Origin of the sequence: Tabrizicola sp. M-4, assembly GCF_051132405.1 — a bacterium.
Lineage (GTDB): Bacteria > Pseudomonadota > Alphaproteobacteria > Rhodobacterales > Rhodobacteraceae > Paragemmobacter.
On record NZ_CP128606.1, the window covers coordinates 832358 to 844756 of the forward strand.

The following is a 12399-nucleotide window of genomic DNA, read 5'->3' on the forward strand; positions in this document are numbered from 1 at the left end:
CCGGGGGTTTTGCACCCCCGGACCCCCGCAGGGTATTTGGGCCGAAACGAAGGGGCGGGGACCTGCCGGGCCCGCCCGTTCAGGCGTGGATCGCGCCGTCGCCGCAGGCGAGGGCGGCTTCGCGGACCGCTTCGCTGTAGGTCGGGTGGGCGTGGCAGGTGAGGGCGAGGTCCTGTGCCGAGGCGCCGAATTCCATCGCCACGCAGACCTCGTGGATCAGGTCGCCCGCCATCGGGCCGATGATATGCGCGCCGAGGATGCGGTCGGTGGCCTTGTCGGCCAGCAGCTTGACGAAGCCTTCGCCCTGGAAGACGGCCTTGGCGCGGCCGTTGCCCATGAAGGAGAACTTGCCGACCTTGTAGGCGCGGCCTTCCTCTTTCAGTTGCTCCTCGGTCTTGCCGACGGTCGCGACTTCGGGCGTGGTGTAGATCACGCCGGGGATGACGCCGTAATTCACATGGCCCGCCTTGCCGGCGAGGATTTCGGCAAGGGCCATCCCCTCATCCTCGGCTTTGTGGGCGAGCATGGGGCCTGTGATCGCATCGCCGATGGCGTAGAGGCCGGGGATGTTGGTGGCGAAGTGGGCGTCGGTCTTGACTTGACCGCGGGGGAGGAATTCGACGCCGAGCGCCTCCAGCCCCAGACCTGCGGTATAGGGGCGGCGGCCTGTGGCGACGAGGACGGTGTCGGCGTCGAGGGTGGCGTCGCTGTCATCCTTGCGGAGTTTGTAGCGGACGGTCGCGCCCTTCTTGCCCTTGTCCACGCCTTGCACCGCCGCGCCGAGGATGAACTTGAGGCCCTGCTTGGTCAGGATGCGCTGGAAGGTCTTCGCCACCTCGGCATCCATGCCGGGGGTGATGGCGTCGAGATATTCGATGACGGTGACTTCCGCGCCGAGGCGGGCGTAGACGCTGCCCATTTCCAGCCCGATCACGCCCGCGCCGATGACGGCGAGTTTCTTGGGGATCGACTTCAGGGTGAGGGCGCCGGTGGAGGTGACGACCGTCTCCTCATCCACCGTGACGCCGGGGAGGGACGAGGATTCGGAGCCGGTGGCGATGACGATTTGTTTGGCCGAATGGGTTTCGTCGCCGACCTTCACCTGACCTGCGGCGGGGATGGAGCCCCAGCCCTTGAGCCATGTGACCTTGTTCTTCTTGAACAGGAATTCGATGCCCTTGGTGTTCTGGGCGATCACGTCATCCTTGTAGCCCAGCATCTTGGCCCAATCGACGGTGGGGTTCGCGCCCATGATACCCATCTTCTCAAAGTTCTCATGGACTTCGTGGAGGTGGTGGGTGGCGTTCAGGAGCGCCTTGGACGGGATGCAGCCGACGTTGAGGCAGGTGCCGCCGAGCGTGTCGCGCCCCTCGACCACCGCCGTCTTCAGGCCGAGCTGCGCGCAGCGGATGGCGCAGACATAGCCGCCGGGGCCACCGCCGATGATGATGACGTCGAATTCAGCCATTGGTCGGTTCCTTCCTTTTCGTATCATCCGCCGCGTGCAGCAAACTGTGCAGCAGACTGTGCATACAGGTCATGTCAGATCAGCGCGGCCAGCATCAGGCCGAGCGTGGCGAACCAGCCCACCGCCCAGATGGCCGAGCGCCAGGGACGCCAGCCCCAGGCATAGGCCGGGATATAGAGGATGCGCGCGCCGAGATAGGTCCATGCGGCGGCGGCGGTGAAGGCGGTGGACTGGCCCGAGACGGTTATGACCACGACGGCGAGGGTGAAGAGGATCAGCCCTTCGAAATGGTTGTTCATTGCGCGTTGCAGGCGGGCGGTCAGGGTGGAGACGGGGCGTTCCGGCGGGCGGTCGCGGGGGCCGGAGGTGTAGCGGGTGCCAAGTTCCATGTTGGCGGGCACGGCGAAAAGGATGAACTGCACCATCTGCAGCAGGCCTGCGAGGGTGAGGGCGGTGAGTTCGGGGGTCATGGGTGGGCCCTTGTTTCGGCGGTGCAAGGCGGGGTGAACCCCGCCCTACGATGTGCGGTAGGGCGGGGTTCACCCCGCCGCCACCGTCGGGCGGTAGGGCGGGGTTTTACCCCGCCGTCGCCTACAGGTCCATCAGCAGGCGGCGCGGGTCTTCCAGCGCGTCCTTCACGCGGACGAGGAAGGTCACGGCGCCTTTGCCGTCGACGATGCGGTGGTCGTAGCTGAGGGCGAGATACATCATCGGGCGGATGACGATCTGGCCGTTCACCACCACGGGGCGGTCCTGGATCTTGTGCATGCCAAGGATGCCCGATTGCGGCGGGTTCAGGATCGGCGAGGACATCAGCGAGCCGTAGACGCCGCCGTTCGAGATGGTGAAGGAGCCGCCCTGCATCTCGGCCATGGAGAGCTTGCCGTCGCGGGCGCGGATGCCGAGTTCGGCGATCTTCTTTTCGATCTGGGCAAAGCCCATCTGGTCGGCGTCGCGCACCACGGGGACGACGAGGCCGGAGGGCGTGCCGACGGCCACGCCCATGTGGACGTAGTTCTTGTAGACGATGTCGGTGCCGTCGATTTCCGCGTTGACCTCGGGCACTTCCTTCAGCGCGTGGCAGCAGGCTTTCACGAAGAAGGACATGAAGCCCATCTTGACGCCGTGCTTTTTCTCGAAGGCGTCCTTGTAGGTGTTGCGCAGTTCCATGATGCCGGACATGTCGACCTCGTTGTAGGTCGTGAGCATCGCGGCGGTGTTCTGCGCGTCTTTGAGGCGGCGGGCGATGGTCTGGCGGAGGCGGGTCATCTTGACCCGTTCCTCGCGCGCGGCATCGTCGGCGGGGACGGGGGCGCGGGGGATGGCGGCGGCGGCGGGCGCGGGGGCCACGGCGGCAGCGGCGGCACCTGCGGCGCCTGCGACGGCGCGGGCGACGTCTTCCTTCATCACGCGGCCATCACGACCGGTGGCCTGCACTTGGTCACGGGAGAGGCCTGCCTCAGCCAGCGCCTTTTTCGCGGCGGGGGCGTCTTCGACGTCCTTGGCTGCAGGGGCGGCGGGCGCGGGGGCTGCGGCGGGGGCGGCTTCGGCTTTGGGGGCCGGGGCGGCGGCTGCGGCGCCTTCGGTCATGATGGCGAGGCGGGCGTTGGCGGCCACGGTCGCGCCTTCGGGGGCGAGGATTTCGGCCAGCGTGCCGGAGACGGGGGCGGGGACCTCGACCGACACCTTGTCGGTTTCGAGTTCACAGAGCATCTCGTCCTGTTTCACGTAGTCGCCCGGTTTCTTGAACCAGGTCGAAACGGTGGCTTCGGAGACGCTTTCGCCAAGGGCGGGCACCATAACATCGGTCATCTTCGGTTCCTCCGCGCCGCTTCATGGGCGCCTTTCGTGGGGGTCTGGCCCGCGCCATGGGCGGCGCGGGCGGGATGGGGTCAGGCGGTGGTGCCGAGGGCTTCGTTCACCAGTGCCTCCTGCTCGGCCTTGTGGCGCGAGGCGAGGCCCGTGGCGGGCGAGGCGGAGGCGGCGCGGCCAGCATAGGTGGGGCGTGTCTGCTTGGCCCCGATGCGGGTCAGCACCCATTCGATATTGGGTTCGACGAAGCTCCAGCCGCCCTGATTCTTGGGCTCTTCCTGGCACCAGACGATTTCCGCGCCCTTGAAGCGTTCCAGTTCCTTGACCATCGCCATGGCGGGGAAGGGGTAGAACTGTTCCAGACGCAGGAGGTAGACGTCATCGAGGCCGCGCTTGTCGCGTTCGGCCAAGAGGTCGAAATAGACCTTGCCGGAGCAGATGACGACGCGCTTGATCTTGGCATCCGGCTTCAGCTTCAGGTCGGAATGGCCTTTCTGCGCATCGTCCCAGAGGACGCGGTGGAAGGTGGAGCCGGTGGTGAAATCTTCCGCATCGCTGATGCACATCGGGTGGCGCAGGAGCGATTTCGGCGTCATCAGGACCAGCGGCTTGCGGAAGGTCCGGTGGATCTGGCGGCGCAGGATGTGGAAGTAGTTGGCCGGGGTGGAGCAGTTGGCGACGATCCAGTTATCCTCGGCCGAGAGTTGTAGGAAGCGTTCGAGGCGGGCGGAGGAGTGTTCCGGACCCTGACCCTCGAAGCCGTGGGGCAGGAGCATCACGAGGCCCGACATCCTGAGCCATTTGCGTTCGCCCGAGTTGATGAACTGGTCGAACATGATCTGCGCGCCGTTGGCGAAGTCGCCGAACTGCGCCTCCCACATCACCAGCGCGTTGGGTTCGGCCAGCGAGTAGCCGTACTCGAAGCCCAGCACCGCGTATTCCGAGAGCATCGAGTCGATGACCTCATACCGGGCCTGACCCGCACGGATGTGGTTCAGGGGGTAGTGCCGTTCCTCGGTCGTCTGGTCGATGAAGGCGGAATGGCGCTGCGAGAAGGTGCCGCGCGTGCAGTCCTGACCCGCCAGACGGACGGGGAAGCCTTCGACCGCAAGCGAACCGAAGGCCAGCGCCTCGGCCGTGGCCCAGTCAAAGCCCTTGCCGGTTTCGAACATCTTGGCCTTGGCGTCGAGTTGGCGGGCGACGGTCTTGTGGATGTCGAAGCCTTCGGGGATGCGGGTGAGGGCCGTCCCGATTTCCTTCATCGTCTCGGGTTTGATGGCGGTTGCGCCGGGCTGGTATTCCTCTTTCTCGCGGTCCAGCCCCGACCAGCGGCCATCCAACCAGTCAGCCTTGTTCGGCTTGAAGTTCTTGCCGATTTCGAATTCCTCGTTCAGGCGGGCCTGGAAGGCGGCCTTCATGTCCTCGATCTCGCCTTCGGGGATGAGGCCGTCCTTGACGAGGCGTTCGGTGTAGAGTTGCAGGGTGGTCTTCTGCTTCTTGATGCGGGTGTACATCGCCGGGTTGGTGAACATCGGCTCGTCGCCTTCGTTGTGACCGAAGCGGCGGTAGCAGAAGATGTCGAGGACCACGTCCTTGTGGAATTTCTGGCGGAATTCGGTGGCGACGCGGGCGGCGTGGACCACGGCCTCCGGATCGTCGCCGTTGACGTGGAAGATGGGCGCCTCGACCATCAGGGCGATGTCGGTGGGATAGGGGCTGGAGCGCGAGAAGTGCGGCGCTGTGGTGAAGCCGATCTGGTTGTTCACCACGATATGGATGGTGCCGCCGGTGCGGTGGCCGCGCAGGCCCGACAGGCCGAAGCATTCGGCCACCACGCCCTGACCGGCAAAGGCCGCGTCGCCATGCAGCAGGATGGGCAGGACGGAGGAGCGGGTGGTCTGATCGCCAAGCTGATCCTGTTTCGCGCGGACCTTGCCGAGGACGACCGGGTTGACCGCCTCGAGGTGCGAGGGGTTGGCCGTCAGCGACAGGTGGACGGTGTTGCCGTCGAAGGTGCGGTCGGAGGAGGCGCCGAGATGGTATTTCACGTCGCCGGAGCCATCCACATCCTCGGGCTTATACGATCCGCCCTGGAATTCGTGGAAGATCGCGCGATAGGGTTTCTGCATCACATTGGCGAGGACCGACAGGCGGCCCCGGTGGGGCATGCCGATGACGATTTCCTTCACGCCAAGCGCGCCGCCGCGCTTGATGATCTGTTCCATCGCGGGGATGAGCGCCTCACCCCCGTCAAGGCCGAAGCGCTTGGTCCCCATGTATTTGACATGGAGGAATTTTTCGAAACCTTCCGCCTCGACCAGCTTGTTCAGGATGGCGCGGCGGCCTTCGCGGGTGAAGGCAATCTCCTTGCCATAGCCTTCGATCCGTTCTTTCAGCCACGAGGCCTGTTCGGGATCGGAGATGTGCATGTATTGCAGGGCGAAGGTGCCGCAATAGGTGCGGCGCACGATCTCGATGATCTGGCGCATGGAGGCCATTTCGAGGCCCAGCACCTTGTCGATGAAGATCGGCCGGTCCATGTCGGCCTCGGTGAAGCCGTAGGAGGCGGGGTCAAGTTCCGGGTGGGGGGTGGTTTCGCGCATCCCCAGCGGGTCGAGATCGGCCACGAGGTGGCCCCGGATGCGGTAGGCGCGGATGATCATCAGCGCGCGGATGGAGTCGAGGACGGCGCGTTGCAGTTGCGCGTCGGAGAGGGAGACGCCCTTTTCCGCGGCCTTTTCGGTGATCTTGGCGGCGGCGGCCTTGGCCTCTTTCGCCGGGGGGGCGGGCCATTCGCCGGTGAGCGCGGCGGTCAGGTCATCGGCGGGCGAGGGCGGCCAGTCGGCGCGCGCCCAGGACGGGCCTGCGGCCTGACGCTTGGCGTCCAATTCGCTGTCGCCCAAGGCGCGGAAGAATTCGGCCCAGGCGGCATCGACCGAATTCGGGTCCTGCGCATAGCGGGCCTGCAGCTGATCGATGTATTCCGCGTTGTGCCCCTGCAGGAAGCTGGAGGCGTGGAACTGGTCGTTGGGCGTATGCTCGGTCATGTCCTGTCTGCCTTTCCCCTGATTGGGAGAGCGGACCGGCGTCCCGGCCCGCCTTGGGAAATCGTTATTCCGTCTGCCCGAACAGCGCGCCATGCAGCGCGCGGTTCGGTTCGGCTTGGCCAAGCGAGGCCCATGCGGCAAGGGCGAGTAGCCCGAGAAGGGCGATGAAAGAGGCCATGACGGTTTTCGTGCGGGTATCCATCGTCGTCTCTTCCATCGCGCCTGCTCCTTACTTTCCGATGGCCTTCATCACCGCCTCGCCCAGCGTCGCGGGGCTGTCAGCCACCACGATGCCTGCGGAGCGCATCGCCTCGATCTTCGACTCGGCGTCGCCCTTGCCCCCTGCAACGATCGCGCCAGCATGGCCCATGCGGCGGCCGGGAGGTGCGGTGCGGCCCGCGATGAAGCCGGCGCAGGGCTTTGCGCGGCCGCGCTTTGCCTCGTCCTTGAGGAACTGCGCGGCTTCTTCCTCGGCGGAGCCGCCGATTTCGCCGATCATGATGATCGACTGGGTTTCCGGGTCGGCGAGGAACATCTCAAGCACGTCGATATGTTCGGTCCCCTTGATCGGGTCGCCGCCGATGCCCACAGCGGAGGATTGGCCGAGGCCGAGGTCGGAGGTCTGCTTGACCGCCTCATAGGTCAGCGTGCCGGAGCGGGAGACGACGCCCACGGAGCCGCGGCGGTGGATGTGGCCGGGCATGATGCCGATCTTGCAGGCGTCGGGTGTGATGACGCCGGGGCAGTTCGGCCCGATCAGGCGGGATTTGGACCCTTCCAGCGCGCGCTTGACCTTCATCATGTCCAGCACGGGGATGCCTTCGGTGATGCAGACGATCAGCTCCATCTCGGCATCGATGGCCTCGAGGATGCTGTCAGCCGCGAAGGGCGGGGGGACGTAGATCACGGTCGCGTTGGCCTGAGTTGTTGCCTTCGCTTCATGAACGGAATCGAATACCGGAAGGTTAAGGTGCGTCGTGCCACCTTTTCCGGGTGTGACCCCGCCGACCATTTTGGTGCCGTAAGCGATGGCCTGTTCGGAGTGGAAGGTGCCTTGGCTGCCGGTGAAGCCCTGGCAGATGACGCGGGTGTTTTCGTTTACGAGAACGGCCATTGGATTACCCCTTCACCGCTTTGACGATCTTCTGGGCGGCATCCGACAGGTTGTCGGCGGCGATCACGTTCAGACCGGATTTGTTAATGATCTCTTTGCCAAGTTCGACGTTCGTCCCCTCAAGCCGGACGACCAGCGGCACCTTCAGACCCACTTCCTTGACCGCCGCGATCACGCCTTCGGCGATGATGTCGCAGCGCATGATGCCGCCAAAGATGTTGACGAGGATGCCTTTGACGTTCGGGTCCGAGGTGATGATCTTGAAGGCCTCGGTCACCTTTTCCTTCGTGGCGCCGCCGCCCACGTCGAGGAAGTTGGCGGGTTCGGCACCGTAGAGCTTGATGATGTCCATGGTCGCCATGGCAAGGCCCGCGCCGTTGACCATGCAGCCGATTTCGCCATCCAGCGCGATGTAGTTGAGGTCGAATTTCGAGGCGGCGAGTTCCTTGGGGTCCTCTTCCGTTTCGTCGCGCAGGGCGGCGATTTCGGGGTGGCGGTAGAGGGCGTTGGAGTCGAAGCCCATCTTGGCGTCGAGGCATTTCAGGTTCCCGTTGGTCATCACGACCAGCGGGTTGATCTCCAGCATCTCCATGTCTTTTTCGACGAAGAGCTTGTAGAGGTTCTTCACCAGCGCCACGCATTGCTTGACTTGCTGACCTTCGAGTTTGAGGGCGAAGGCGACGCGGCGGCCGTGGAAATCGGAAAGGCCCGTGGCGGGATCGACCGAGAAGGAGACGATCTTTTCGGGCGTGTCATGGGCGACATCCTCGATCGACATGCCGCCTTCGGTGGAGGCCACGAAGGAGATGCGCGAGGTCTGACGGTCGATCAGGATGGCGAGGTAAAGTTCGCGTGCGATGTCGGAGCCGTCTTCGATGTAGATGCGGTTGACCTGCTTGCCCGCCGGACCGGTCTGAATGGTGACGAGGGTGCGGCCCAGCATCTGGCGTGCGAACTGGTCGGCCTCGGCGACGGAGCGGGCGAGGCGGACGCCGCCCTTTTCGCCGGCTTCGGGTTCCTTGAAGCTGCCCTTGCCGCGGCCACCGGCGTGGATCTGGGCCTTGACCACCCAGAGCGGACCGTCGAGTTCACCGGCTGCGGCCTTCGCCTCTTCGGCCTTCAGGACCACGCGCCCATCCGAGACGGGGACGCCGTATTGGCGCAGCAGCGCCTTGGCCTGATATTCGTGGATGTTCATCTGAGCCGTCCCATCGCTGTGGTTTTGCGGTGGAATGCCACGGAAATGGGCAGCGGGAAAACGGTATTCTATGGTATGCCGTGGTTTCGGGGCAAAAATCGACATTTTGTGATCACACGTCGAAATCGTGTGATCACAAGAGGGATTCCGTTAGCGATAAAGGGTGATTCGTGGGGTCTGCGCGCCCCGGGCTTGATGCGGGGCCTCCGGTTCGACCCGGCGGTTCCGGTTGGACCGGAGGTCCCGGGGCAAGCCCGGGACGGGGTTTCAATCCGGATCGGCGGTGAACATGACCTGCCCGCGCGGCAGGCGGTGGGGGTGGGCGGTGGCGGTGAAGCCTGCGGTTTCGGCGATCTGGCGGACTTGGGTTTCGGTCATGTGCCACGGGAAGCGGTCGGGATGGGTGACCACGCCGTCCTTCTGGCGGTGGGGGCCGGTATGGATTTCGGGGGCGAGAAAGACGGTGAAGATCACGCGGCGGAGGTTCGGGAAGCGGGGGCGAAGGTTGGTTAACGCATCGTAAAGGCTGCGGGCGGGGAGGTGGGTGAAGACGGCGAAGGCGAGGGCGAGGGTGATGGTGTCGGGGATCTGCGGATAGGCGAAGGTTGCGTCCTCGATCAGGTGGTCTTGCGGGAGGCGGTTCCGGCAAGCCTCGTCCAGTTCGGTTTCCCAACCCTTAAGCATCAGCGCGCGGGAGGCATCGGTGGCCCAGTAGTCCGCGACCATGGGGGCGAGGTGGCGGCCGAGGCGGAGTGCGCCCGCGCCGATGTCGAGGAGGAGGTCGGTTTCGGTGAGGCCGTGTTGGGTAAGGAGCGGCAGGACGATGCGGGGGGTTTCGTCCCAGCGTCCGCCCACGATGTCGCGATGCCGCCCCTTGGCGAGGGCGTCGTCGTAGAAGCCGGGGGCGGCGTAGGGGGAGGGGTGTTTCACGCCGCCCCGGCGGCGCGGCGGAGGATGGCGAGCATCAGGTCGGAGGCGCGCTCCATGTCCTGCACGGAGACCCATTCCAAAGGCCCGTGGATTTCCTGCATGCCCGTGAAGAGGTTGGGGCAGGGGACGCCCATCTCGGTCAGGCGCGAGCCGTCGGTGCCGCCGCGGATCGGGACGGAGACGGGGTCGAGGCCGATGTCGCGGCAGGCTTCGGTTGCCAGATCGACGGGGCGCATGTCCTTTTCCAGCCAGTAGCGCATGTTGCGGTATTGGGGTCTGATCTCGCAGGTGATGCTGGCGCGGGGTTCGGTGGCCTGCACGGCAGCGCAGACCTGACGCAGGATTTCGCCTTTCTGTTCAAGCCCTTCGCGTTCGAAATCGCGCAGGATGAAGCGGAGCGTCATGGCGGAGGAGCCGCCCGTCATCTCGGTCGCGTGGATGAAGCCGTCGCGCCCGTCGGTGAGTTCGGGGAGCATCGTGTGCTGCGGCAGGGCGGCGATGATCTTCGACGCGAGGTGGATGGCGTTGACCATCTTGCCCTTGGCCCAGCCGGGGTGGATGGAGACGCCTTCGATTTTCACTTCGGCCCCGTCGGCGGAGAAGGTTTCGTATTCGATCTCGCCCGCCTCGCCGCCGTCGAAGGTGTAGGCCCAGTCGACCTTCAGGTCCTGCGGCAGGCGCTTGTCGACGCCGCGGCCGATTTCCTCGTCCGGGGTGAAGGCGAGACGGATGGGGCCGTGGGGGATGGTGGGGTCGTTCAGGAGGGTGGCGGCGGTGTGGAGGATGATGGCGATGCCCGCCTTGTCATCGGCGCCAAGGAGCGTGGTGCCGGAGGCGGTGACGATGTCGTGGCCCAGCTTTTTCAACAGGTTGGGCGAGGTTTCGGGGGTGAGGGTGAGGGTCGGGTTGTCCGGGTAGGTGATGGCGCCGCCGTTGTAGCCTTTGATGAGACGGGGTTTCACGCCGGTCGCGTTGAACTGGGGGGCGGTGTCCATGTGGGCGAGGAAGCCGATGGTCGGGCCGGGGCGGTGGCGGGGATGGTGGCCAGCACGGTGCCGTAATCGGTGAGGGTGATGTCGGAGGCGCCGATCTGTTTCAGCTCTTCGACCAGAAGGTTGGCGAGGGTGAGTTGGATGGCGGTGGAGGGTTTGGCGGGGCTGTCGGCATCGGATTGGGTGTCGATGGCGCAGTAGCGCATCAGCCGGGCGGCGAGGTCTTCGGTGCGTGCGGTCATGGTGTGGCTCCCCTATGGCGGGGATGTGGCCGTGGGCGGGTAAGGAAGTCAATGGGGGCAAGGGGTTGGGGGATTCTGACTGTGCCGGATTCTGTGCCGTAGAGTGTACCGCAAAGTGTTCATACAAATCTGGAGAGCTTTGGGTGGACGATCATGGTTAAGCGTGCGGGGGCGCACAGGGTTTCGCGGATGTTGTGGATGGTGTTTGGGGCGGGGGCAGATGTGGAGGGGGAGGGTGCGGGGGCGCGTTTGCCCCATGCGGTCGCCACCGTCCTGCGGAGCTTAGGGCCATAGGGATGACCTGTCGTCGCGACTTGTGACTTGTCCTTTGGCCCCGGAGCAAGTCCGGGGCGGGACGCCGTAGGGCGGGGTTCACCCCGCCGCCCCGGTCAGTTCAGCCAGATCGACATGAGCATCGCCTCGCCGCCCATCAGGCCTTCGAAGGCGCGCCAGTTCTCGGGGCTGACGATTTCGCCCTGTTCCAGATAGGGCAGGGCACCGCTGCCCTGTATCCAGTCCTTCACGTCGATCGGGGCGGGATCGGTGAACATGCGGGAAAGGTTCACGCCGCCGCCGTCGCCCAGACGCCAGTAGGGGATGAGTTTCTCGCCCTTGAGCAGCGCCTCGCCATCGGCCAGCACGGCGAGCCATGTGACGCCGGTTTCCGGCGGGAGGGCGAGGCCGAGGGCGGAGGTCTGGCGCGCGTTGGGGAGCCATTCGGCATTGTCGTCGGTCTCGGTTTCGACAGCGGTCCAGAAGGCGCGGTTGTCGGCGATCATCGACAGGAAATGGTCGCGGGCTTGCGCGAGGCGGGCGGCATCGGGTTGCTGGTCCAGCGCGTCGAGCATGACCCAGAGCGCATCGACCCAAGGGCGGATGACGAACATCTCTTCGGCGTAGGGGGGCGAGATGGCCTGCATCGCCTCGCGCGCGGCGGCGGCGCGGGTGAGGGCGTCGGTCGGGTCATAGGCGAGGAGGGTCTTGGCCAGCCCTTCGAGGAGGTGGGTATAGGCGGAGAGCCATGCGGCATCGGCACGGTCGAAGCGGATCACGGGCGCGGGGGCAGCAGGGTCGCGGTCGAACCAGCGCCAGCCCATGAGGGTGGGGCCGAGGAGTTGCATCAGGTCCTCGTCGGGGGTGCGGGTGCCGTCGGCGTTGACGTCGAACCAGAGGTCGGCGAGGCGGATTTCCACGGTGAATTCCGGGCCGGTGGGAAGGCCCGCGAGGGGGGCGCGGGCGGTTTCCATGTCCTGCGCGACTTGTGTGAAGAGGGCGGCCACGTCGCCGGGGGCGAAGGTGGCGTCGGGGGCGGTGCCTTGGTTCAGGCGGATCAGGGGGATCATGCCGGACGGGTCGTCCATGCCGGTGCGCCAGCGGGTCTGGTAGGTCGTCTCGATCGCGCGGAGGAAGCGGAGGCCGCCGAGGGCGAAGCGGTCGGCTTCGCTGGGGGTGGCGATGGCTTCGAGGCGGGTGACGGTGGCGGCGAGGCCGTTCGCGGCGACTTCGGCGGAGATGTCCTGCGCCGCGGCGGGGAGGGGGGAGAGGGAAAGGGCGGTGAGGAAAAGGGCTTTGGGGGAAAGGGAGAGGGGCATGGAG

At 65.7% G+C, this 12399-nt stretch carries 8 protein-coding genes and 2 pseudogenes; all 10 read right to left on the reverse strand.

The window, feature by feature from the left end; genetic code table 11:
• Positions 1-79: 79 nt before the first annotated feature.
• Positions 80-1468: a dihydrolipoyl dehydrogenase gene (lpdA, locus tag TabM4_RS04060; RefSeq protein ID WP_434618793.1), complete on the reverse strand. Its 1389-nt coding sequence runs from the start codon at positions 1466-1468 to the stop codon at positions 80-82.
• Between the two features lie 74 nt (positions 1469-1542).
• Positions 1543-1938 carry an MAPEG family protein gene (locus tag TabM4_RS04065; RefSeq protein ID WP_434618796.1) on the reverse strand — a complete coding sequence of 132 codons (396 nt, stop codon included), beginning with the start codon at positions 1936-1938 and terminating at the stop codon, positions 1543-1545.
• A 121-nt stretch (positions 1939-2059) separates the two neighbouring features.
• Positions 2060-3301, reverse strand: a pseudogene (gene odhB / locus TabM4_RS04070) (2-oxoglutarate dehydrogenase complex dihydrolipoyllysine-residue succinyltransferase); the annotation flags it as partial.
• A gap of 59 nt (positions 3302-3360) precedes the next feature.
• Positions 3361-6327 (reverse strand): 2-oxoglutarate dehydrogenase E1 component, encoded by a 2967-nt coding sequence (locus tag TabM4_RS04075; protein WP_434618799.1) that lies wholly within the window; start codon positions 6325-6327, stop codon positions 3361-3363.
• 64 nt (positions 6328-6391) lie between these two features.
• The gene (locus tag TabM4_RS04080; RefSeq protein WP_434618802.1) at positions 6392-6544 is read right to left on the reverse strand and encodes a hypothetical protein; all 153 of its coding nucleotides are present in this window, start codon (positions 6542-6544) and stop codon (positions 6392-6394) included.
• A gap of 12 nt (positions 6545-6556) precedes the next feature.
• Positions 6557-7441 (reverse strand): succinate--CoA ligase subunit alpha, encoded by an 885-nt coding sequence (sucD, locus tag TabM4_RS04085; protein ID WP_434618804.1) that lies wholly within the window; start codon positions 7439-7441, stop codon positions 6557-6559.
• A gap of 4 nt (positions 7442-7445) precedes the next feature.
• Positions 7446-8639 (reverse strand): ADP-forming succinate--CoA ligase subunit beta, encoded by a 1194-nt coding sequence (gene sucC / locus TabM4_RS04090; RefSeq protein WP_434618807.1) that lies wholly within the window; start codon positions 8637-8639, stop codon positions 7446-7448.
• Positions 8640-8906: 267 nt separating this feature from the next.
• The gene (locus TabM4_RS04095; protein WP_434618809.1) at positions 8907-9569 is read right to left on the reverse strand and encodes a class I SAM-dependent methyltransferase; all 663 of its coding nucleotides are present in this window, start codon (positions 9567-9569) and stop codon (positions 8907-8909) included.
• Positions 9566-10803: pseudogene (pepT, locus tag TabM4_RS04100) on the reverse strand (peptidase T). The gene TabM4_RS04095 and the pseudogene pepT overlap by 4 nt, the downstream one beginning before the upstream one ends.
• Before the next feature lie 389 nt (positions 10804-11192).
• A complete protein-coding gene (locus tag TabM4_RS04105; RefSeq protein WP_434618812.1) occupies positions 11193-12395 on the reverse strand; it encodes a hypothetical protein in 1203 nt (400 codons plus the stop codon).
• Positions 12396-12399: the final 4 nt, after the last annotated feature.

What these genes read in the sequence shown, in the direction of transcription:
- lpdA (WP_434618793.1), bottom strand. Translation starts at nt 1,468, where the DNA reads ATGGCTGAATTCGACGTCATCATCATCGGCGGTGGCCCCGGCGGCTAT.
- TabM4_RS04105 (WP_434618812.1), bottom strand. Translation starts at nt 12,395, where the DNA reads ATGCCCCTCTCCCTTTCCCCCAAAGCCCTTTTCCTCACCGCCCTTTCC.
- TabM4_RS04065 (WP_434618796.1), bottom strand. Translation starts at nt 1,938, where the DNA reads ATGACCCCCGAACTCACCGCCCTCACCCTCGCAGGCCTGCTGCAGATG.
- TabM4_RS04080 (WP_434618802.1), bottom strand. Translation starts at nt 6,544, where the DNA reads ATGGAAGAGACGACGATGGATACCCGCACGAAAACCGTCATGGCCTCT.
- TabM4_RS04075 (WP_434618799.1), bottom strand. Translation starts at nt 6,327, where the DNA reads ATGACCGAGCATACGCCCAACGACCAGTTCCACGCCTCCAGCTTCCTG.
- sucD (WP_434618804.1), bottom strand. Translation starts at nt 7,441, where the DNA reads ATGGCCGTTCTCGTAAACGAAAACACCCGCGTCATCTGCCAGGGCTTC.
- sucC (WP_434618807.1), bottom strand. Translation starts at nt 8,639, where the DNA reads ATGAACATCCACGAATATCAGGCCAAGGCGCTGCTGCGCCAATACGGC.